Source organism: Roseovarius sp. MBR-51, from assembly GCF_053628575.1.
Genome location: NZ_JBRJGQ010000002.1, coordinates 267,631 through 290,561, shown reverse-complemented (window position 1 = coordinate 290,561; position 22,931 = coordinate 267,631). Strand labels below are relative to the sequence as shown.

Sequence of the window (22,931 nt, the reverse complement as noted above, 5' to 3'; positions counted from 1 at the left end):
TTCGCAGTCGGCTGGGCACGCCCGTGCCCAAGAGGATAGACCGGACAAGCCAATGGAATGCGCGCCGTTTCACGGCGCGGTGAACGCACTTCGGGCCGATACCGAAGGTCCACTTCCTGCCAAGTTCGAACGTACGGTTTGCGCGGATATCGTCGCCCTGGACCAGACGCTGGTCTACAATCGGTTCGGCAGCTTCAATCCTTTCGGGATGATGTACGCGCTGCGCCGCGACGTGGTGTCGGCCGATAGCCCGATCAAGAGCCTGACGGCCGATGACTGCGATGCCCTGACCGGCGTCGAAAGCGGCATTCCCGGCCAGCCCCAGACGCTCAGGCCGGGCGACGTCCGTCTCAAGGACTGCAAGCGTCCGCGACCGCTGACCTTGCGGGCCAATGTCGGCGACATTTTGCACCTGCGCCTGACCAACCTGTTGCGGCCACTTGAACCGGGCGTCGCGCGGCCCGGCAATGCGCCGGACCTGTCGCGGGATTTCTGCAAGGAAACAGACCCGTCGCGCTTTGGCCAGCTCTTTGCGGTGCTGCACGACTGGGTCAGCTGGGGCAGCGACAGCGAGGTGTCTCATGGAGAGGCCACCTGCGTCGAAGAGCCCGTGTCGACCGGCGTTGACCCAGCGATAGGCGATCCGAACTGGCCTCTGACGCGCGGCGCAAACCTTGCCATTCAGGGCCTCACGGCGTTCCGTTTGCAGGACGGCGCGCTGGTCGAGGCGGCAGATGCTTGCAAGGGTCTTGCGGCGATCCCGCCGGGCGAAGCCATCGACTGCTACTACATGGTGGAACACGAGGGGCCGTACTTCATGGCCTCGACCGGGGCGCCTGCGGGTGGGCAGGGGGACGGTGGATCCCTTGTCCACGGCCTATTCGGCGCAGTTGTCGCGGAACGTCAGGGCAGTGCATGGTACCGCAGTCAGCTGACCTCGGCCGGCTTCGATCTTGCGTTCCGCCGTTCCGAGACCTCGGACCGGCCTCATGCGCGCCGCGGCGACGATATCATGGACCATTCGCGTTTCGACGTCATGGCCAAGGACGAGGCCGGCGAGGAGGAAATTCCCGTTCTGGCCATGCTCAAGCAGCGCGGCCGTGGCGCGTTCGAACTGGTCCATGGCGATCTCAATGCGATCATCCACATCCCCGATGCGCCCGACGAGAGCTTCCGCGAATTTTCCGTCTTCTTTCATGACGAGCTCAAGACCTTTTATCCCCGCAACTTCGAGGAACTGGGCGATTTCGCAGGGGGACAGCTGGCCGGCGTGCGCGACGGTTTTGCGATCAACTACGGCGCCAGCGGCATGGGCGACATGCTTCTGGCCAACCGCAAGGGCATCGGTCCCGCGGCGAACTGTCAGGAATGTCTTTACGAAGAATTCTTCCTCACGTCCTGGGCCAATGGCGATCCGGCTTTGCTGGAACAGTTTTCGGACGATCCCTCGAACGTGCATCATTCCTATCTCAACGACCGGGTGGTTTTCCGCAATTTCCATGCGGGTCCGAAGGAAACCCACGTTTTTCACCTTCATGCGCATCAGTGGTTCGCCGGCAATGATGGCGGTCGGGGATCTTATCTCGACAGCCAGACGGTGGGGCCGCAGCAGGGGTTCTCTTACGACATCTACGGCGGCGGCACAGAGATCTACCACAGGGGCGAGGGCGACGCGCCTGGCTGGTTCGAAACGCTGGGTTCGGGCAACCGCAACCGGACGGTTGGCGATTCGATCTTTCACTGCCACCTCTACCCGCACTTTGCCCAAGGCATGTGGGAGCTGTGGCGCGTGCATGACGTGCTCGAGGACGGCACCCGCAAGCTGCCGGACGGGCAATGGGAACCGGCCCTGTCCCTGGCCGAGATGTCGGCCGACACCCGGGCCAAGAAGCGGCCCGGGTCGGTCGATCCCGCAACCGGGCGTCTGATCGTGCCCGGCGCGGACCTCGAGGCGAAGAACATCGGCACGCCCGTTCCCGCGCTGGTCCCGCTGCCGGGTCAGGCCTGGCCCGTCCTGCCCAGCTATGCCGAGGACACGGTTGCGCTGCAGACGGATGGCACGCTGTCCAAGCCAGCCGAGATCGTGGCAGAGGCGACGCCCTCCGCGCTCAAAGCCTTTCCCGGTTATCCGTTCTACATCGCCGGCAAGCCGGGCCACCGCCCGCCGCAGGCCCCGATGGACCTCGCGCGCGAACTGGAAGAAGGCAGCGACGATGTCACCGACGGTTATCTCGACGGCGGCCTGCCGCGCCATGTGATGACCGATGACAGCACCCGCAAGCTGCCCTTTGAATTGCCGCAGGCGGCCGCAGAGCGTCTGGGCAAGGATGTGACCCCGACCACCCTGGCCGAGGCGTTGACGGACAGCGATCTGCGCGACCGCGAGGCGTTGCAGAACCAGGTGGTTGCCGCGGCTCTTGCCTTGGGCGATCTGACGCTGAAGCTCGAGACCGCGACACTGGACCTGCTGCCTTACGATGGCACCGCGCTGGAACGCAGCGCCATGGCCTTTCACCACCGCGGCGAGGCGGACGGCGTCGTGCTGGACATCGTGGCGGCCGACGGGTCGACCGCCGCCTATGATGCAACCGAGGGCGGATATGTCGGCGCCGACGGCAGACCCTTTGCCGTCAACAGTTCCGCGCCGAAACCCGGTGCGCCCTTCGCCGACCCCTGCGGCGCACCATTGGCGCTCGGGACGCTGATCCGGCAGGAAGCGGGCAGCTACGTCTGGATCGAGGGCGGCAGCGAAGAGCCCGTCTTTACCGATGCGGCCCTCACCGTTCCGGCGACCGACAGGGATGTGACCCACTGGGTTCACCGCGAACGGCCGACGACCGACCCGCGTCCTGATTTCTTTGTCGCGGGCCGGCCCGATCCCTTGCCACGCGACACGATGGTGCGCGAGCAGGATCCCTTTCTATCCGGCCTCGAAACCCTCGCCGGGTTCGGCGATACCGCATTTACGCCCGATCCGGCCGTCGTGGGCTACCGCCGGTACGAGGCTTCGGCCGTGCAGGTCGACATGGTCACCAATCGCGCGGGCTGGCACGATCCGCAGGCGCGGATCAACGTCCTGACCGACCGCTCCGACGGGTACAAGACCGGCGATGGCAAAATCTCTCCAAAGGTGACGGCCAGCGAAGAGCCGTTCTTCTTTCGTGCCCTCTCGGGTGAATGCATCGAGTTCCGTCACACGAACGAACTGCCGAAGGACCTCGAGCTGGACGATTTCCAGGTAAAGACCCCGACCGATACGATTGGTCAGCACATCCACTTGGTCAAGTTCGACGTAACCTCGTCGGACGGTTCGGGCAACGGCTTCAACTATGAAGATGGCACGATGGCGCCGGGCGAGGTTGCCGCGCGGATTTGTGCCGCCAAGAACACGGCGACCGCCGCCAATGTGACCGAAAATCGCACGGCAGGCGTGCTGATGATCCGCGAATTCCCGGGCCTGTGCAGCCAGGATTCAGAAGGGCACTGGCACGTCGCGGACCAGTTCTACAAGAAGATCTGGCAATTGCCGATGCAGGACAAGACGAATGACAGGCCGAACCGGGACCTGTTCCAGACGACGACGCAGCGGTGGTTCGCAGATCCGATCCTGTCCGACATGCGCCGGGGGAATGACGAGGCGGGGCGCACAGACCGGACGCTTCGGACGGTCTTTAGCCACGACCATTTCGGACCCTCGTCGATCCAGCAGCATGGTTTTTACACAGCGCTGGTGATCGAGCCGCAATCGGCGATGATCTGCGACGAGTCCAGCACCGACTGCACCGATCCGCGGTCCGACCGCAGCCTGGTCGTGGCCTCGGACGACGACGTCGGAGCGCGCAAGGTCATCGTCGACCTGCATCCTGTCACGGCGCGCGAGCCGAACCTGGACGACGCCGCGATCCGCCGCGAATTCGCGGTCTCGATCGCGGATTTTGCCACGCTCTACGATCCACGCGCGGCGATTTCCGAGCGCCAGTTCGAGGCCGAGTTGGCCGCAGAGAACGAGGTGCCTTTCGACGGCATGGCCACCTTGCTCTGCGAGGCGCGCCATGCCGCATCGCCCGAGGACGCCGCGAAATTCTGCGGCAGCCCGCTGGACAAGGACGCGACCGGCTGGCACGGCGCGGCGGGCGAAATGGTGCCCGCATGGGTGGCCGAAGGGCACCCCGACGATGCCCCGGACCACCAGCAGGGTATGGAGCCCGGTTTCTTCACGGCGTTGCGCATCGACGATCACGGCACGCTGCTGGCGCCGGATGCCTTCCTCGACCACTACGTCAAGGATTACCGCGCGAAGGCGGCCGGATATGACAGCCACACCGCTCGCGGTGCCCGGCTTGCCAAACCCGTCGCGCCGCCATCGCGGCCCGAAAGCATCTCGGTCGACCATCATGATCCCTACCTCGTCAACTATCGCGGCGAGCCGTTCCCGCTGCGGGTCGGCACCGACAGTTCTTCGGGCAGCGATTGTGCTCTCAAGCCGCTTGGCCACTGGGTCGGCGCGCTTGGGTCCGGCGTCACGGAAACCTGCGAGATCAGCGAACAGAAGCCGGACGAGAGCGGGGATTTTGCCAACGTCCTGCGGTCGGAACCTCATGACGACCCGGTCGTGCCCATCCTCAACAGCTTTGACGAGGAAGCACTGCAATTCCGCCTGATCCAGGGCGCGCAAGAGGTGCAGCATACCTTCAACATCGAAGGCTACACCTGGACGCGCAACATCGATCAGCGATTCCCGTCCATGATGCGCGAACTCGATGACAACACGCGCCGCCGCACGCTGGTGCGGGCCTGCTATGAAACTCCGGGCAACGCATCAGGCCTGAGGATCGCGCGCGAGGGGCGACCCGAGGAATATCACGTCTGGATGAACGAGGGCCTCGATGCGTTCGCCCTAGGCAGCGCGGAGCGGCTTTTCTGGAGCGATATCGAGACGTTCATCGCGACCTGCTTCAACGTCGACGGGCGTGTCGCGGCGCAGGAAATCGGTATCTCGGAACACTTCGAATTTGCGGCGGCGTTTCATGAAGGGACCAACGTGCCCTACACGCCCCGCATGCTTATCGCGCCTCCGCCCTTGGCCGACAACGGGGATGAGCATGCCACCACCACGGTCAACGACATCCAGCGCAACCTTCGGGCGCGGCTGGATGAAATCGCCACTTTCAGCGACACGCCCTATCACTTTGGCACCCAGGATGCACAGTGGAACGGCGCCTGGGGTCTCGTGCGTGTCCGGCGCCTGCCCGCCATCGAGGAAGAGGTCGACGACTACCGTCGGGATCTGTCGGACCTGCTGCGGGATTTCTCGCGGGTCGATCGCTCTTTGACGCTCGACCGGTTGCGGGCCGATCCGCGCAACCGGCTGCTGGCCGACCGTTTCGGTGACCTCACCCTGCGCGATCCGCGGCTGATCCCCCGTCCGCGCCCGATGCCCAGCCCGAGCCCGGCGGTCGAACTGATGCCGCCGCGCGGCGCGGAAACCGAAGACGAGGATATCCGTAGGGTGCAGCAGGCCACGGCGCTCGTGCCGCTGGAAACCTACCGGACCGACCCGTTCGTGGTGGACCGGGTGACCTCGGCCTTCGGCGCCGATGCGGCGCAGTCCGGGCCGTCGGACCGGCCGGGGCGCGGCACGCCCTCTCCGGGCGAAGACACGATCGAGATGGCCTGTGACGCGGCCGCGCCGCGCGTGCATACCGCCATCGCCGCCATCGAGGTCGAGGACGTCTTTGACAGCGACGGTGTCGAGGGCACGGCCTATTCCGAAGAACTCAGCGATCCTGACGGTCTGTTCTTTGCGCTGATCGATCCGCGCCGACTGCTGAACCCTCGCGACCCTGCGTCGGTGACGCCGGACCGGATCCGCGATCCGAACCAGTGGACAGGCATCCGCCGCAACGCGGTCATCGACGCGATCCGTCTGGCCTACGACCGGCCCGAGCCACTGGTGATGCACGTCAAGGCGGGCGATTGCGTCCACGTCACGGTCATCAACGCGCTGACCTACGAAAACGACGGCCCGCGGCAGGACAACGGCGACCAACCCGGCGACGCGCGCATGCCCGGCATCACGTCGATCAACACCGATCCCGATTGGGATCCGGCGATAGAGGGTGGCAACACCCCCATCATCACGACGCTGGTCGCGGACAGCCGCCGCAAGGACGTCAAGCCCTCTGCGCGGCTGGCGGTTTCTCTGCCGCTGCCGATCATGACCAACCAGTCCAACTACGCGCGACCCTTCGGGGAAAATCCGCTGCTCGCCCTGTCCGGCACGCGCGCCTCTGAGACAAATCCGCAGCTGTCGATGCGCGGGACATTCTTCATGTCCGGCGATCCCAACATGGAGCAGTTCGAGTTCTACGCCGGACTTGCAAGTGGCAAGCGGGCGGACCCGAACGCGATCAGCGGCCAGTCCGCACCCTCGCTGGTGCTTGGCAATCTGGCTCCGTCGCTTCGGACGGTTGACTTGCCGCTCCAGTCGGGCAGCCCGGTTCGTGTCGACGATCTCGTCAGCCGGATTTCCACACGGACAAACGCGGTGCGGACACTGGCCAGGGACGTCGAAACGCTGTCCGACAGCGGTCCCGAAAGGCTGAACCTTTCCGGCGGGATTGCCGAACTCTCGCAAGAGATGGAAATCCTCGGCGCCGACATGGAAACGCTTGGGCGGGACGTTCAGGCCATTGCCGCCGACAACCTCGTGGCATCCCAGCTGGCGGTCGATCTGGCCCAGCTTGGCCTTGCTGTCGATTTCAAGCCCTATGCCTTTGGCGCGGTGCCGCTGAAATCCTTTGGCGACCTCATCGGACATCCGACCCACGGACTGATCGGTGCGGTCACCGTTGCACCGAAAGGCGCGCAGCTCTCGGAAGAACGCGTTGTCCGGACGACCCTTGCGGGCTGCGACCGCCTGATCTTCGATCCGGCGACCCTGCGCCCTGTGATGCGTCAGAGCATCGCCGAGAAACTGGGGATCGACCTGGCCCGGACGCCGTTCGGCCGCAACGACATTAACGATCTGCGCATCCGCCTGAACCGGTGCCAGGACTATGTGCTGGTCCCGCGCGCGCGGCCGGAGCAGGGAACGGGCATACAGTACATGCCGCTCGCCTCGACCCTGATCAAGATGAAGGGCCTGGGCGAGGAAGGCGATCACAGCATCCGCCAGTTCACGCTGTTCTGGCAGGACGGGCTGCACATGCGTGACCGCGCCAGTGCCAACCGCTGGCGGCTTCCCTCGGGTCTGACGGTGCCGCAATTCGAGATCCCGGACCTGACCATACCCGAATTCGAGCCCCTGCGCCCCGAGATCGGGCGTCTGCCCCTGCGCGATCTTCTGCCGCCCGATGCGGTGGAGCGTCTGCGTGGACGGTTGCCCGAGCCGACGCTTGGCGCGCTGAGCGAAGCGGCGCGCGAGGATCCGTCTGCGCAGCGTTTCCTGCGGCTGATCGAACGCGAGGATCTCGTCCGGGTGATCGACGATTTGCGGATCGTTCCGCGCCCGCGGCCGGCGGAACGCATCGTCTGGGACTGCGCCATCTGCGACGACACCTACGATTTCGGCGAGGCCGGAATCAGTTACAAATCCGAACCCTTCGACATCCGCCTGCGCGACTGGCAGGGCAACAAATCCGGGATCGAACGTCACTACGACTTCAACCCCTACGAATTCGGTTCCGGGCCGGCGTCCTTTTTCAGGCTGTCCGGCTCGGAAGATCCTCGCTGGCCGTCGTCTCCTGTGCCGGTTCTGCGCGTGATTGAGGGCGAAGAGCTGGTCATCCATGTGGTCCACCCCGGCGGCCGGGCGCGCCAGCGGGCGCTGACGACATTCGCCCAAAGTTATGACGATCTCTTCCCCGGTTTCGGCTTTCCGAACGCGGCGTTGCTGGCTCCGGGAAAGGCGCTGACGGCCTCGGTCCGCAAGACGATGGAAGAGGGGTGTTACCTCTTTGGGGACGGCCCGACACAGATCCGGGGCAGCGGGGTCTGGGGTTTGATCGACGTGGTCAGCACCCAAAGCCTTGGCGGTCGGCCGATCGAAAGCAGTCGCCAGAGCAGCTGCATGAGGGCGCGCCGGTGATCTGCCGACGCATTCTTGGCCCCGCGCTGGCGTTGACGCTTGCTGCGGCAACACCTGTGTCGGCGCAGGTCAGCCTGCAGGCCGACCTGGCACTTCTCGATCCGGTCACCGAGCGGCCGATGCGCCCCGGCGACGGCGAAAAGGTCAGGCTGCAGGTGCGCCTGACAGAGCCCGCCACCGGCGCCACCCCGCGCGGGCTTTACCTCTGGGCCTGGGCGCGCCCCGTGACGCAGGGCGACGCGGACTGCGCCCGCGCGGCGCAGAACTTCCGCGCCACGCGCCAGACGCCGGTCGGATCGGTCAGCCTCAACGGGGTGATCTTCACGACGCTCAATCGCGACGCATCGCTCAGCGTCGTCGATCCGCGCCTGAACCTTTACAGTTCGAACATGCTGTCCGCCCATGTCTTTAACGCAGCACCTGCAGCCATGGCGATGGATCCGGGGCGGATGCGCGCGCTTCTGGCCCATACCACAGGGGACATCATCGAGGCTGACCTTGCGGGACCGTCGCGGCGGACGCTGGCGACCGGGCTTGGCCCGCTCGCGGATATAGAGGTTGCGCGCGAAGGTGACATCTGGCTGGGCACCGCGGATGGCAGGCTTGTGCGGCTTGCGCCGGACGGCACGGAGATATCGCAAAGCGTCTTCGGATCCGGAGAGGTGCAGCTTGAAAGGCCGCTGGATCCCGATAATCCGCTGTTGCTGGTCCATGAATCGGATGGCAACGCCCGGCTTCTGGATGCCGATACGGGTACCGACCGCGTGACGACCCGGTTTCCCGCGCCGCTTGTGGATGTGGCGGCCATGCAGGACGTGGGAATTCTGGGGCTGAGCGCCGGGTCGTCCAGCCTGCAGATTCGCTATGCCGATGCGCCCGATCAGCCGTTCGACGTGCCCCTCGGCGCGCAGTTCACCCGCGTCGACACCGGTCCCGAAGGCCGCGTGGCGGTGGTCTGGACACCGGCGGATTCCCTTGTGGCGCTTGTCGATCTTGCCGAAGGTCGCGTGGTGCAGCAGGTGTCGCTGTCCGGTGCCGGCGTGACCGAGGTCGCCTTCACCGACAACGCCGCCTGGCTGCTGAGCCATGATGGCGGTTTCGTTGGCGTTCTGGATCTGGCCACGGTGGCGCTGGGGCAATCCGCCATCCTGCGCCAGGTACGGCTGGGCCTGAACGCCGACATCCCGCCGCCCGAGGGGCGCCTGCTGCTGCCGCTTCTGCCCTCGCCGCAGGTTCTGGCCGTCTCTCCGGAGAGCCAGACGGGGTGGCTGATCGGCGAGCTTGCCTCAAGCGTCGAGATGCCGCCGATGGAGAGCCTGAGACTGCGCGGCGGGATCCCGGCGGATGTTCACGCCGTCGACCGCAGTTTCCGCGAAGTCGAACCGGGCGTCTATGAGGCCGCATGGGCCTTTCCCGCCGGCGAGTGGGAGCTGGTGATGACCACGGACGTGGGCAACCTGTCCACCTGCATCCCCTTCCGCGTCGAAGGCGAGGTCGAGCGTCGGCAACTCGTTCCGGTACGCCTCAGCACCACGCAGGGGCTGTCGCTGATCGCGGGCAGGCCGCAGGACGTGGCCTTCCGAGTTCTGGATGGCGACGGGCAGCCGGTGCCACTGGCCCGGCTCGAGCTCATGGTTCCGAGCATGACCAGCAGCTGGTCAACGCGGGTCTCTGCCGTGGCCGACGCCAAAGGTGTCTTTACGGCCCGCGTTTCGGTGCCCCATGCCGGACCCTTCGCGCTGCATCCGCTGAACCTGCCCGAGCCTTACCGGGTCGTCTCTGCAACAATCGTCACCGCCACGAAAGGACTGTCGCCATGAGGCCCCCTGCGCCCTTGATCGCGTCCCTCACGCTCGCCCTCATGGCGGGCGGAGGTCTCGCGGCCTATAGCCTCGCCGTCGCCGATCCGGTCGCCCAGATCGCGGTTGGCGGTTTCCAGATGGAGAGGCTGTCGCTACCCGATGTAACCCTGATCGATCAGGATGCCCGGGCCACGCCCTTCAAGGGACCGCTGACCGAGGGCCAGATCCTAGTCATCACCTTCGGCTACACGACCTGCGATACCATCTGCCCCCTCGGCAACGTGGTGATGGCGGATCTCGACATGGCCCTCGCCCCTGACCGCAGGATCCGCCTGATGTCGATCACCATCGACCCGGCGACGGATACGCCGGAGCTGATGCGAAAGGCTGCGGAAACCTTCGGTGCCAGCACCCGCTGGTCCTGGCTGACCGGTACGCCTGTCGAGATCGACCGCCTGCTCGAGGCCTTCGATGCCGATTATGCCAACATCGCGCTGCACGATCCGATGTTCCTCGTCGGACGGGTCGAGGACGGACGATTTTACCGGTCGCTTTCCATGCCCGATCCCGCCGACCTTGTTCGGATCATCGATGCGATGGATGTCTGAAACCTGCGCCGTGCTGACGACCCTGTGCCGGGCGCTGCCCCTGATTGCAGTGTGCCTCGGCTCGCCCGTTGTCGCCGATGACCTCGGGCGCGCCTTGTTCAACGGGCAGCCCGGAGCTGTGGCAGATGCGGGCACGGAGCGGCGGCTTCGCCTGCTGCCCTGCAAGTCCTGCCATGGGCGGGATGGCGGCGGCGGCGACGAAGGCCGGGCGCCCGCAATCACTGGGTCTGACTTGGGCCAGGCCACGGCCCTGCGGCCCGCCTACGACGCTGATCTGTTCGCCGCGGCGCTGCGCGACGGCACGGCCCCGTCCGGGCGCAGCCTGAACCGTCTGATGCCGCGGTTCGATCTGACGGATGCCGAGGCCGCGGCGCTGTTCGACTATCTCGATGTTCTGGAAAACGAGCAGCGGCGCGGACGCGATGCCGCGGAAATCCGGCTGGGACTCTCGACCGCGGTGGACCGCGCTTTCGGTTCAGGCTGGCGTCGGCAGTTCCAGGACCAGCTTGCCGCGGCGCTGGGCGCGCGCGTTTATGGCAGGCAGGTGTCGATTGTCTCGATCTCGGCCTCGGCGACCGACAATCCGGACGTGTTCGCCGTGCTGTTGGCACCGACCGACACCTTGCCGCACTGGGCCGACAGGGGCATCCCGGTCCTCTTTCCCCTCGGACAATTGGAAGGAGACGAGGATGCCGCCCTCGTGCGCAGCTTCCTGCCCACGAAACAGGATGTCGAACGGGCGATCGCCATGCGCATGGCCGAGACGGCGGCCGGTCCCGTCGCCGTCTGGCCGCAGAACGACGACGCAATGACGGCGGCGCTTGCGCGGGCAGGGCTCGACTCCGTGCCGCCGTCCGGAAAGGTGCCCGATCTTCTGGTCACCGACGGAGAGATCGCGACCGCTCTCACGCAGACCGAGCCCGAGAGGATCTGGAGCGTGGCATCGCGCCTCGGACCCGGAACGCAGTTGCCGCGCCTGGTTCCGATGGTGCTTGCGCTGGATATGCCCGGTCTCCTGACGCGCGACGCAAAGGCGGATCCCAGAGCCGAATACGCACGCCTGTCAGCCCTCATCCTGGCAGCGGTCCTCAAGGAGGCAGGCCGCGACATCACGCGCGCAGGTCTTATCGACGCCTTCGAGAATGCCTGGCTGGGCGACCATGCGCTGGATTACCGAAAGGTCCCGCTCAGCGGCACAAGCGCCATAGAATTCCTCGAACTGGCCGGACAGTGATGGGAGCAGATCCGCGGCATCATTATATATATTCGTCCTTCCCATCTAGCACGGTTCAACACAGGCGCCGGTTCGTAGGCTGGAACTGGTTCGGTGATGGCGGAATACGACCGTCTGTTATTGGTTTTTCCCGCGAGGCGATTTTGTAGCCTGGTGTGACTTGGGTGTGCCCGTGGCCAGACAATGTGTGCTTTCCGACCGGTGAGGTCGGCCTGTCTGTCGGTGGCACTCTTTGAACCTTCACGGTTCAATTAATCTATTTTAATCGCTCAACGGGAGAGTCTTAGGAGCGTCACCCGCGACTCACACTCCACGATAGATCCGAGAACCGCCCATTTTACGAGCTGGGCAAACTCGTTCGGTAGCCTAGAAGTAGCCTAGCCAGACCAGACCACAGTAGACCTCTGGATCATCACGGGCATAAATTCTTTATTTTATTGAGGTTTTTATGGTACCGCCTCCCTGGCTTGAACAGGGGACCTCTGGATCCACAATCCAGCGCTCTAACCAACTGAGCTAAGGCGGCACTGGAGGGCGATGTAACTTTACCGTTCTCCGAATGCAAGCCTAATGAAAGCTGATTTCCCAGGTTTGTTCCACAAGATCACAGCCATACGACCGCACTGGGCGCGAAGTGGCAATCCGCCAGCCGTTGCGCGCATATAGTGCGCAAGCGGCGCGGTGGCTTTCATGGGTCGCAAGCTGCATGCCCCGGTAGCCCGCCGTTCGGGCAAAGGCCATGCAATGACTCAACATCCGCTGGCCAAGGCCCCTGCCCCGCGCGCCGGGGTCCAGCAGAAAGAGCCGCAATTTGGCGATATCCTCGCTCAACGCGACGCAAAAGATTGATCCAAGTGGTTGCCCGCGTGCCTCCGCGACCCAGCCCGCTTCGCGCTCTGGATCATGCATGGCTATGAAGTCATTGATGATTTCGGCCACGAGCGGGGCAAAAGTTGCATCGAACCCCGCCTCCTGAGCATAAAGGGTCCCGTGACGCTCGATGAGCCAAGGGGCGTCGTTCGGGTGAAAGAGGCGCAGAGTGATTTCGTCCATATCCCTCACCAAAGCGCCAAGACGCTTGTCAAGCAAGTGGGAAAAGAGTAGCAAACCGGCTCTTTCAAGGAGAGCGCAATGGGTATCAATTCAGAGAGCGACGTCGAAGCCAACCTGCAAATCGGGCCCACCGATCAGGGTATGGTGCGCCTCTACATTGAGGCTCAAGGCCTTGAAATTCCTATGGATTTCACCCCAGATGAGGCCGAGGAAATCGCTCAGGAGCTCATCGCCTCAGCCACGGCTGCGCGGGCCAAGTGATCACAGGCGCGGGTCCAGCACCGATTGGAGACGCCGCGCCGCATGACGGGCGAATTTACGGGTGAGCGCGGCACGGCGCGCCCCGGCCAGTCGGGTTTCAGGCGCCATGCGAATGATCTCGGCATTATAGGCATCCGCCAGAATCAGCCCGGTGCCATCTGGCAGCAGGTCGATGGGAAACTCCGCGTCTACGGCCCAGAAATAGCGGTCACACCATTGCAGATACCCTTGCCATTTGGCGTCCCCCATGAAATCGGCGCGGCTTGATTTGCACTCGATCACCCAAATTTCACCCTTGGGACCAATCGCCATAACATCCACGCGCCGCCCCCGCTCCGGCACAAACTCTACAATAGAATCAAAATCATAGCCGCGCAGATGGCGGCACACTCCGCGCGCCAGAAGTTGCCCCGGTTGCTGGATTTGATCGGCGGTCCATTCCATGCGGCGATTATGAACAAACCACGAACGCGCGCAACCCCTTGTCGTGGCACCAGCAAAGGCTTAACTGTGAGGCGTGGCGGGTTCTGTTCTTCTCGATAACGGTTGCATTCCAGTGGCCTTAAGCAAATCCGAGGGAGTTGGCTCTGTCTGGGCCCTGGTCCAGTTATCCGATGCCCACCTGTACATACAGGTCCTCGGGAATCATACCACCGAACGGTTGCTACGGGCCCGTCACACCCAGATCCAACCTTTCACCTGCGTACGCCGTGTCCAGTGTGGACACACAATCTGTACGCAATGAAAACGCCCCGCGGGGGGCGTTTCAGGCTTCGGTTCGAACGCGGTGAACGGTCCTAGCGCTTGCGCCATGCCTCACGGGCGCGGCCATCATCCACCCGGACCGGGATAGCCATAAATTCGCGCTGCATCACATGCTGACGATGCCCACCGCGCGGCTCGTCGTCATCGTCATCTTTCATCCGCATCACGGCAATGGCGAATTGGACGCCAGCGAACACGATGCCGTTTGCAAACCACAGGATCACAACGGCCAGCAGCCCCTTGTCGGAATGGCTGACCAGATGCCAGAGGTTTGCGATATTGAACCACAGCAGCATGGCGACAAATGCCCCCGCGATGCCAAAGCCGATGGCAACCTGCGTGATGTAGAGGCGTATAAGCTTGGGCATGAAACGACTCCTTTGCTTTGTGCCCGAGTCTACGCCTTTGACACAGAATTACAAGTCGGCGCCCCGCGACCCTTTTACCTGTCGCTTTCATCTGGCCGTAAATGCCCCTCGGTTTGGGGCTGGCCCTCGCTCCGGCGGTGCCTCGTTCAGAACGCCTCGGGTCTCGCCTCGCGCGCCATGTGATCAAGCACGGCATTGACGAATTTCGATTCCTTGCCTGCCGGGTAAAAGGCCTTGGCAACATCGACATATTCCATAATCACCACCTTGGGCGGCGTGTCGGACTCGACCAATTCGGCCCCCGCGGCGCGAAACAGCGCCCGGAGGGTGGGGTCAATCCGCGCAATCGGCCATTTCGCCACCAAGGCGCGGTCGGTCATCTGGTCGATCTTGGCCTGCCAGTTCACCGCATCGTCGAGCAGCTTGCGAAACAGATCGACATCGCCCTCGGCCATGTCGACGCCCTCGTCCACCTCGGCCCCGAACCGGAAATCTAGGAACTCCTCGCGTACCACGTCAGAGGTCTGGCCGGAATGTTCCATCTGAAACAGCGCCTGCACCGCATAGAGGCGGGCTGCGGATTTCATCTGGCGTTTGCGGTTGCCAGAGAGAGCGGGATCGGTGGTCATGCGGTGGGCGTGCCTTTTGTCTGACCCGCGATCTGGATCTCTTCGGTCGCGGGTTTGAAGCCGACGCCTTTGCGCGGGCCGCCCCATTTACGGGCCAAGGCCACCAGATGCAAGGCCGCTGCCGCCGCCCCTGCGCCTTTGTTCATGGCCTTGGGATCGGCGCGCACCTCGGCTTGGGCGCGGTTTTCCACCGTCAGGATACCGTTGCCGATGCACAGCCCCTGCAACCCCAAGAGCGCAATCCCGCGCGAGCTGTCATTGCAGACGGTCTCGTAATGCGTGGTCTCGCCCCGGATCACACAGCCCAGCCCGACGTAGCCGTCAAAGTTGGACATGCGTTCCGCGATGCCGATAGCGGTCGGGATTTCCAGCGCACCGGGCACTTCGGCAATCTCATAGCTGCCGCCCGTGGCCTCGATCTCGGCGGTGGCCCCGGCGATCAGATTGTCGGCGATGTCGCGGTAGAACGGCGCCACGACGATCAAGAGCTTCACTGGCTTGTCAAACTCGGCACGCGGCAGGGTGTATTCATGCTCGGCCATGCTCTCACTCCTCGGTCAGGGGCTGGGTGCCGATGATGGAAATGCCATAGGCATCCAGACCCAGATAGCGGGTTTTCGGGCTGTCGGTCAGCAGAATCAACTCGTGAATGCCCATGGTCGACATGATCTGCGCCCCAAGCCCGGTGTGCTTGATGGTGCGCGGCGCATCCTCATCCTCCATCTCGCCCGCCAGCTTGGGCCGGGGTTGGCGGAACAGGAACACGGCACCGCGTCCCTCGCGGGCAATGATTTCCATCGCACGCGGCAGCTTGCCGGTCGGGCCCTGCGCGCGTTTGCTCAGGCCAATGCCCAGCACATCCTCCAGCGCATTGAGCGCATGGGTGCGCGCCAGCACGGGCTTCCCATCGGTCACATCGCCCTTGATCAGCACGACATGCTCGGTCTGGGTGATCTGATCCGCAAAGATCCGCATCTCCCACTCGCCCCCATGGCTTGAGGTCACAGTGTCCCGGCGCACCTCGGTGATGAGGTTGTCATGCTTGTGCCGATAGGCGATGAGATCGGAAATCGTGCCGATCTTCAGATCATGCTTGGCGGCAAACTCGATGAGGTCGGGCAGCCGCGCCATCCCGCCGTCTTCCTTCATGATCTCGCAGATCACACCCGAGGGGTTCAGCCCGGCAAGGCGCGCGATATCAACCGCCGCTTCGGTATGGCCCGCGCGCACCAGCACACCGCCGCGCCGCGCGCGCAAGGGAAAGACATGACCGGGCGTGGCAATCGCCGCCATGGTGTTCTGCTCATTGATCGCTGTCGCAATAGTCAGCGCGCGGTCGGCGGCGGAAATGCCGGTGCTCACGCCCTCGCGCGCCTCGATGGACACGGTAAAGGCGGTCTCATGGCGCGAGGAATTGTTGACCGCCATCAATGGCAGTCCCAGCCGGTCGATCCGCTCGGCGGTCATCGGCAGGCAGATCAGGCCGCGCCCATGGGTGGCCATGAAATTCACTGCCTCGGGCGTGGCGAATTCGGCGGCAATCACCAGATCGCCCTCGTTCTCGCGGTCCTCATGGTCCACGAGAATGAACATCCGGCCCTTGCGCGCCTCTGCAATGATCTCTTCGGTCGGCGCTATGGCGTGGCGCAGATCGGCCTCGACCGGGCCGGGTTTCTCGAATGGAACGGTGTCGGACATGAGCGCGCCCTCCGGGGTGTTGCAACCCGGCCCGGATACCGCAGCCGCGCGGCAATGGCCAGAGGGGATCAGCCCGCGACCGGTCCGCCAAGCAACGCCAACACCCGCGCCAGATCGGCGCGGGGTGGATCAAAGGCCGGATGCTCCAGCACCAGAGCCTTGCCCGTCGGCACAGCCAGATCAAAGGGCGCGATCAGGCTGCCATCGTCCAGCGCGCTCTGCACAAGGCTCTGATGCCCCATCAACACCCCCGCCCCATGCCGCGCCTCCTCCAACGCGATAGCGTAGAGCGAATAGCGCGGCCCGGTTGTGGGCAGGCGGATACCCGGCAGCATCGCCTGCGCCCAGAGCGTCCAATCCTCAGGCCAGAGTGCATCATGCAAGAGGGTCTCGGCCACCAAATCAGCGGGGCTGCGCAAACGTGCGGCAATCTCGGGCGCACTGACCGGCAGGATCATATCCTGCGCCAGCATCCGTTCGCCCCGGACGCCGGTCGGCGGGCGGATAAAGAGGCTGAGGTCAAAGAGATCGCGCGCCAGATTGGGCGGGCTTTCGATGGCCGAGACGGAAATACGCAGGTCCGGCAGCGCCGCGCGCACCGCAGGTAGGCGCGGCGAGAGCCAGAGTTGCGCCACAGAGGGCAGCGCCGCGATATGCAGCGTGCCATGCCGCGCGGCGCTTCGCATGGCATGCACCGCCGCCCCCATCGCATCAAAGGCCGTGGCAAACCCCGGCAGCGCCTCTGCCCCCAGCGCGGTCAGCCGCACCCCCTGCGAGCGGCGCTCAAAGAGGTCAGCGCCGATCCACGCCTCCAGCACGCGGATATGCTGCGAGATCGCACCGGGCGACGCAGAGCTCTTCGGCGGCATTGGCAAAGCCACCCAGACGCGCGGCGGCCTCAAACGCACGCAACGCATTGAGCGGCGGACCCTTGGGGCGCGGTGGCGATACAGACATTTTCTAGCCTTAGTTTTTCTATGCTGATTTTTACATAATCTCGTTTGCGCCGTCCAGCCCGTCAAAGCATCTTGCTGGAAACCGATCCTGAGGAGACCACCATGACACTTGCCCGCCGCGCTTGGGTGCCCAGCCTTTGCGAAGACCTGATCCAGACCCTTGCCACCCGCACCGCCACCCAAGACGCAGGCACCATCGCCGCGCGCATCGAGGCGCTGGCCCATAACAACCGCCGCATCCACGAGGCCGAGTGTTTCAACCTCAACCCCGCCACCAATGTGATGAACCCGCGCGCCGAGGCGCTTCTCGCCTCTGGCATCGGCTCGCGCCCGTCGCTGGGCTATCCGGGGGACAAATACGAAATGGGGCTTGAGGCAATCGAGGAAATCGAGGTCATCGCCGCGGAACTGGCCGCCGAGGTGTTTGACGCCCGCTATGCCGAGATTCGCGTCCCCTCCGGCGCGATTGCCAACCTCTACGCTTTTATGGCCACCTGCAAACCCGGCGACACGATCATTGCGCCGCCTGCCAGCATCGGCGGGCATGTCACCCATCATGCGCCGGGCTGTGCCGGGCTCTATGGCTTGCGCATCCTCGCGGCCCCGGTCAATGCCGATGGCTACACCGTTGATGTCGCAGGATTGCGCGTCATGGCCGAGGTCGAGCGCCCCCGGCTGATCACGCTTGGCGCGAGTCTCAACCTTCAGGAACATCCGGTGCGCGAGGTTCGCGCGATTGCCGATGACGTAGGCGCGCATCTGCTCTTTGACGCGGCGCATCAATGCGGGATCATTGCAGGTGGCGCATGGAAGAACCCCCTGCATGAGGGCGCGCATCTGATGACGATGAGCACCTACAAGAGCCTTGGCGGGCCTGCCGGTGGGCTCATCGTCAGCAATGACACCGCTCTGGCCGAGCGGCTGGATGCCATCGCCTTTCCGGGGCTTACCGCGAATTTCGACGCGGCAAAATCGGCGGCTCTGGCGATAACGCTCTTGGATTGGCGCACGCATGGGCGCGCCTATGCCGCGCAGATGGTCGCACTGGCGCAGGCGCTGGCAGCGGCGCTCGAGGCGGAAGGCCTGCCGGTCTTCAAGGCCGGGGGTATCGCCACGGCGTCGCATCAGTTCGCCATCGCGGCAGCCGGATTTGGCGGCGGTCAGGCGGCGTCCAAAACCCTGCGCCGCGCGGGCTTTCTCGCCTGTGGCATCGGCCTGCCTCTGCCCGCCGTGGCGGGCGACATGAACGGGCTGCGCATCGGCACGCCGGAATTGGTCCGCTGGGGGGTAACGCCAGACCATGCTCCGCGCATGGCCGCCCTGATTGCGCGGGCGCTGCGGGGCAATGACCCGGACGCGCTCTTGTCCGAAGTGTCAGACTGGCGACAGAGCTTTGACCGGCTGCATTACGTCACTTGAGCGGCTTAATGCAGTTTCTTGCGGATACGCTGCACCATCCACCACACGAGCACGATCACCGGCAGTGTCGCAACGGCTGTGACCATGCCTTTGCTGACCTCCAGCGCCTCCGCCACCGGATAGAGCAGATAGCCCGCGAGCGAGACGGCGTAATAGCTGATCGCCACCACTGACAGGCCTTCAACGGTCTTTTGCAGGCGCAATTGCAGATCGGCGCGTTTGTCCATGCTCTCCAACAGCGCCTGATTCTGGGCGCTGCGTTCCACATCGACGCGGGTGCGCAGCAACTCGCCCGCCCGCATCGCCCGGTCGGCCATCGCGGCCAGCCGGTCCTTGGTGGCGCGCACCGTGCGCATCGCAGGATCATAGCGGCGCATCATGAATTCCGCGAATGTCTGACGCCCCTCAAAGCGCTCTTCGCGCAAAACCGCAATCCGCTGATGCACGATCTGCTCATAGGCTGCCGTGGCGCCAAAGCGGAACGAGGATTGCGCCACCAGCGCCTCCAGTTCCGCCGACACCCGCAAGAGGCTTTGCAGGGTTTCCTCCGCCGGCTGACTGCCGCCGGTCATGTCATTGATGAGGCGGCTCAACTGGCTGTCGGTGTCGCCCATCTGGCGGCCCATTTCGCGGACGCGGGCAAAGCCCAGCATCGACATCGCCTTGTAGGTCTCGATCTCGCAGAGGCGCTGCACCACGCGGCCAATCCGGCGCGCACCGGTTGAGGGGGCGACATGCAGCGAGAACCGCAGATGCCCCGCCGGATCAATCCGGAAATCGCCCGCCATCACGGCCGCATCATCCAGCACCCGCGCCACAGCCACGCTCTCGGACACGAACCACTGATCAATCTCGTCGCGCGTCGCCTCGCGGCTTTTCCACGGGATCACCCGGATCATCGCCGAGGTGACGCGCAGCCCCGGCGCATCGGACAGCCAATCGGCGGGAAAGACCTCGAAATCTGCCGGATCAAAGGGGCGCGCGCTGACCCCGTCGGTAAAGACGGTATAGGTCACCATCTCGGTATGGCTTTCCCATTTCAGGCTGTGCCGCCCGATCTGACCGGAATAATGCGTGGCCCCCGGCTGCGGATGCTTGGCCCCGTAGCGATCGAGGAGCGCCGTCAGATGCGCCAGATCCGCCGCGCGGTCGCGCTTGGCCGCGTCATGCGGTTGCTTGACGGCCAGAAACACCGCCGTGCAAGGGGCCTCAAGCGACGGAAACGGCCGCGCATGCAGCTCATTGGCCAGCTCATAGCGCAGCGGGTGGTCCTGAATGGGGGGCATGCGCCGTTCTCCTGATCCTGACCGCTCCTTAGCGCGTGCTGCGCCCGCGAAAAAGAGGTTTTTCGTTCAAACCCAATGATTTAGCGGAACACAAGTGTATACAGCCTGACCTTTGGGCTTTTTCTTGGTCTAAATACTCAATTTTCAACGACAGCCAAAGACGAAAGCGTCAGAGGATGACACGCACGCCCCTAAAACCGCTTTAGAGCAGGAAACGGGTCGTCCGGCGCGCGCGTCGATGACAAGGTGGGATCAACCCGCTCTGCCGGAGCGCCAAGAAAAAGGACAGGATATGCCACCCCTCCCCCCTGCAAACCGCCCCATGACGGGACGGGAATGGGTCATGCTTTTGGCCCTTGCAACCGTCTGGGGCGGGTCTTTCTTCTTCAACAGCGTCGCGCTGCGGGAATTGCCGGTCTTGACAGTGGTTCTCGCTCGGGTGGCCCTTGCCGCGATCCTTCTGCTTGCGCTTCTGCGGCTGCGCGGCGAACGGATGCCGCGGGACCGGCGGGTCTGGGCGGCCTTTCTTGGCATGGGTCTTTTGAACAATGCCATTCCCTTCACCCTGATCGTCTGGGGGCAGCAGCATATCACCTCGGGTGCGGCCTCGATCCTGAACGCCTCGACGCCGTTCTTTGGGGTCTTGCTTGCGCATCTGTTGACGCAGGACGAGCAGATGACGCGCGGCAAGCTCTCGGGCGTGCTGATCGGCTTTGCCGGGGTCGCGGTGATGATCGGCTCAGGGGCCCTGCGCGATCTTGGCGTTCACGTCGCGGCCCAGATCCTATGCCTTCTCGCTGCGGTTTCCTATGCCGTCGCGGGCATCTTCGGGCGCAGGTTTCGCACTTTGGGCGTCAGCCCGATGAGCACCGCGACCGGTCAGGTCATCGCGTCCAGCCTGATCCTCTTGCCATTGGTGATGGTGGTGGACCAGCCCTGGACCCTGCCCGCCCCTGGATGGTGGACCATCGGCGCGGTGATCGGCGTCGCCGCCATATCGACCGCCTTCGCGTATACGCTCTATTTCCGTATCCTGTCGACGGCGGGCGCGACCAATCTGTTGCTGGTAACGCTTCTTGTGCCGATCAGCGCAATTCTGTTGGGGACGTTGTTCCTAGGCGAAGCGCTGCTTGCGCGGCACATCTGGGGGATGGCGTTGATTGCTGCGGGGCTCTGCGCAGTCGACGGTCGTCCGGTGACACACCTGCGCAGAGTTTTCACGCGACGCAGGAGATCTGTCTGACGATACATTGGCGCAGTAAAGCCAAAGGGCGCAGCCTTTCGGCCGCGCCCTCCGCAAGTCACAGCCCCAAGGCTCAGTCGATCTTGGGCAAGAGGCTCGACAGGCTCGCCTTGGCGTCGCCATAGAACATCCGCGTGTTGTCCTTGTAGAACAGCGGGTTCTCGATCCCCGAATAGCCGGTGCCCTGACCGCGCTTGGAGACAAACACCTGCTTGGCTTTCCAGCATTCCAGCACCGGCATCCCGGCGATGGGCGAGTTGGGATCGTCCTGCGCCGCCGGGTTGACGATATCGTTCGAGCCGATGACGATCGCCACATCCGTGCTGGGGAAATCCTCGTTGATCTCGTCCATTTCCAGCACGATGTCATAGGGCACCTTGGCCTCGGCCAGGAGCACGTTCATATGCCCCGGCAGACGGCCTGCAACCGGATGGATGGCAAAGCGCACGGTCTTGCCCTTGGCCCGCAGTTTCGAGGTCAGTTCAGAGACCGCCCCCTGCGCCTGCGCCACCGCCATGCCGTAGCCGGGGATGATGATGATGCTGTCGGCCTCGTTCAGGGCTGCAGCCACGCCATCGACGTCAATCGCGATCTGTTCGCCCTCAACCGCCATCTGCTCGCCCGCCGGGCCACCAAAGCCGCCCAGAATGACAGAGATGAACGACCGGTTCATCGCCTTGCACATGATGTAGCTCAGGATCGCACCGCTTGAGCCGACCAGCGCGCCCACCACAATCAAGAGGTCATTGCCAAGGCTGAAACCAATCGCCGCCGCCGCCCAGCCCGAGTAGCTGTTGAGCATCGAAACCACCACGGGCATATCCGCACCGCCAATGCCCATGATCAGGTGATAGCCGATGAAGAACGCCAGAAGCGTAATCACCACCAACGTCCAGATGCCGGCATCGTTGAAATACATGACCCCCAGAACAACCGACAGGAACGCCGCCCCGGCGTTGAGCATATGCCCACCCGGCAGCTTCTTGGCGGCGGTATCGACCTTGCCCGCCAGCTTGCCAAAGGCAATGATCGAGCCGGTAAAGGTCACGGCCCCGATAAAGACGCCGAGGAACACCTCGACCCGCAGGATCGCCACCTCGACGCTGGTTTTCTTGGCCAGCACGGCGGCAAAGCCCTCAAGCCCCTTGCGCGCGGTATCGTCCATCGCCAGCACGCGGCCCAGTTCGATATCGGCGTTAAAGCCCACAAAGACCGCCGCAAGCCCCACAAGGCTGTGCATCGCCGCCACAAGTTGCGGCATCTCGGTCATCTGCACCCGTGTGGCCACCACATAGCCAATCGCACCACCCGCCGCGATCAGGACCAGCGACAAGAGCCAGAGCCCCGCACCTGGGCCGATCAGCGTGGCGACAACCGCCAGCGCCATACCGGCCATGCCATACCACACCGCGCGCTTGGCGCTTTCCTGCCCCGAGAGCCCGCCCAGAGAGAGAATGAAGAGGATGGCTGCCACCACATAGGCGGCCGTCGTGAAACCGTAATCCATGATCCTCTACTCC

At 64.2% G+C, this 22,931-nt stretch carries 16 protein-coding genes and 1 tRNA gene; 7 read left to right on the top strand and 10 right to left on the bottom strand.

Going from position 1 to position 22,931, the window contains the following annotated elements; all coding sequences use genetic code 11:
• The first annotated feature begins 52 nt into the window (after positions 1 to 52).
• Genes ACSSVY_RS03900 through ACSSVY_RS03885 form a run of 4 tightly spaced genes read left to right on the top strand, consistent with a single transcriptional unit; the run spans position 53 to position 11,733 of the window.
• Positions 53 to 8,089, top strand: coding sequence for a hypothetical protein (locus tag ACSSVY_RS03900; RefSeq protein WP_454268117.1), 8,037 nt, complete (start codon positions 53 to 55; stop codon positions 8,087 to 8,089).
• Positions 8,086 to 9,909: a hypothetical protein gene (locus ACSSVY_RS03895; protein WP_454268116.1), complete on the top strand. Its 1,824-nt coding sequence runs from the start codon at positions 8,086 to 8,088 to the stop codon at positions 9,907 to 9,909. The genes ACSSVY_RS03900 and ACSSVY_RS03895 overlap by 4 nt, the downstream gene beginning before the upstream one ends.
• Positions 9,906 to 10,499 (top strand): SCO family protein, encoded by a 594-nt coding sequence (locus ACSSVY_RS03890; protein ID WP_454268115.1) that lies wholly within the window; start codon positions 9,906 to 9,908, stop codon positions 10,497 to 10,499. The genes ACSSVY_RS03895 and ACSSVY_RS03890 overlap by 4 nt, the downstream gene beginning before the upstream one ends.
• A 10-nt stretch (positions 10,500 to 10,509) precedes the next feature.
• A complete protein-coding gene (locus ACSSVY_RS03885; RefSeq protein WP_454268114.1) occupies positions 10,510 to 11,733 on the top strand; it encodes a c-type cytochrome in 1,224 nt (407 codons plus the stop codon).
• 449 nt (positions 11,734 to 12,182) lie between these two features.
• Here ACSSVY_RS03885 and ACSSVY_RS03880 read toward each other — a convergent pair.
• Together ACSSVY_RS03880 and ACSSVY_RS03875 are read right to left on the bottom strand one after the other, a co-directional pair.
• Positions 12,183 to 12,259 (bottom strand) — tRNA-His (locus tag ACSSVY_RS03880).
• 41 nt (positions 12,260 to 12,300) lie between these two features.
• Complete coding sequence (locus ACSSVY_RS03875; protein WP_454268113.1) at positions 12,301 to 12,786, bottom strand: N-acetyltransferase family protein; 486 nt, start codon at positions 12,784 to 12,786, stop codon at positions 12,301 to 12,303.
• A gap of 78 nt (positions 12,787 to 12,864) precedes the next feature.
• On the opposite strand from ACSSVY_RS03875, the gene ACSSVY_RS03870 reads away from it, so the two are divergent.
• Complete coding sequence (locus ACSSVY_RS03870) at positions 12,865 to 13,047, top strand: DUF6324 family protein (protein ID WP_009815586.1); 183 nt, start codon at positions 12,865 to 12,867, stop codon at positions 13,045 to 13,047.
• Here the strand turns inward: ACSSVY_RS03870 and ACSSVY_RS03865 are convergent, their stop codons facing one another.
• The 6 genes from ACSSVY_RS03865 to ACSSVY_RS03840 form a co-directional block, all read right to left on the bottom strand.
• A complete protein-coding gene (locus tag ACSSVY_RS03865) occupies positions 13,048 to 13,491 on the bottom strand; it encodes an MmcB family DNA repair protein (protein WP_454268112.1) in 444 nt (147 codons plus the stop codon). It lies immediately after the preceding gene.
• Between the two features lie 353 nt (positions 13,492 to 13,844).
• A complete protein-coding gene (locus tag ACSSVY_RS03860) occupies positions 13,845 to 14,180 on the bottom strand; it encodes a hypothetical protein (RefSeq protein ID WP_454268111.1) in 336 nt (111 codons plus the stop codon).
• 146 nt (positions 14,181 to 14,326) lie between these two features.
• Positions 14,327 to 14,809 carry a transcription antitermination factor NusB gene (nusB, locus tag ACSSVY_RS03855; RefSeq protein ID WP_009815589.1) on the bottom strand — a complete coding sequence of 161 codons (483 nt, stop codon included), beginning with the start codon at positions 14,807 to 14,809 and terminating at the stop codon, positions 14,327 to 14,329.
• Positions 14,806 to 15,351, bottom strand: a complete 546-nt coding sequence (locus ACSSVY_RS03850; RefSeq protein WP_454268110.1) for a 6,7-dimethyl-8-ribityllumazine synthase — start codon at positions 15,349 to 15,351, stop codon at positions 14,806 to 14,808. The genes nusB and ACSSVY_RS03850 overlap by 4 nt, the downstream gene beginning before the upstream one ends.
• Positions 15,352 to 15,355: 4 nt before the next feature.
• Entirely contained in the window at positions 15,356 to 16,507 is a 1,152-nt protein-coding gene (ribB, locus tag ACSSVY_RS03845) for a 3,4-dihydroxy-2-butanone-4-phosphate synthase (RefSeq protein WP_454268109.1), read from the bottom strand.
• Positions 16,508 to 16,575: 68 nt separating this feature from the next.
• A complete protein-coding gene (locus ACSSVY_RS03840; protein WP_454268108.1) occupies positions 16,576 to 17,376 on the bottom strand; it encodes a LysR substrate-binding domain-containing protein in 801 nt (266 codons plus the stop codon).
• 189 nt (positions 17,377 to 17,565) lie between these two features.
• Here ACSSVY_RS03840 and ACSSVY_RS03835 point away from each other — a divergent pair, with 189 nt between their 5' ends.
• Entirely contained in the window at positions 17,566 to 18,882 is a 1,317-nt protein-coding gene (locus tag ACSSVY_RS03835; RefSeq protein WP_454268107.1) for an aminotransferase class I/II-fold pyridoxal phosphate-dependent enzyme, read from the top strand.
• Between the two features lie 5 nt (positions 18,883 to 18,887).
• On the opposite strand, the gene ACSSVY_RS03830 is transcribed toward ACSSVY_RS03835, so the two are convergent.
• Entirely contained in the window at positions 18,888 to 20,168 is a 1,281-nt protein-coding gene (locus ACSSVY_RS03830; protein WP_454268106.1) for a DUF3422 family protein, read from the bottom strand.
• Positions 20,169 to 20,490: 322 nt separating this feature from the next.
• Between ACSSVY_RS03830 and ACSSVY_RS03825 the strand changes: the two genes are divergently transcribed.
• The gene (locus ACSSVY_RS03825; RefSeq protein ID WP_454268105.1) at positions 20,491 to 21,411 is read left to right on the top strand and encodes a DMT family transporter; all 921 of its coding nucleotides are present in this window, start codon (positions 20,491 to 20,493) and stop codon (positions 21,409 to 21,411) included.
• Positions 21,412 to 21,484: 73 nt separating this feature from the next.
• On the opposite strand, the gene ACSSVY_RS03820 is transcribed toward ACSSVY_RS03825, so the two are convergent.
• A complete protein-coding gene (locus ACSSVY_RS03820) occupies positions 21,485 to 22,918 on the bottom strand; it encodes an NAD(P)(+) transhydrogenase (Re/Si-specific) subunit beta (RefSeq protein WP_454268104.1) in 1,434 nt (477 codons plus the stop codon).
• Positions 22,919 to 22,931: the final 13 nt, after the last annotated feature.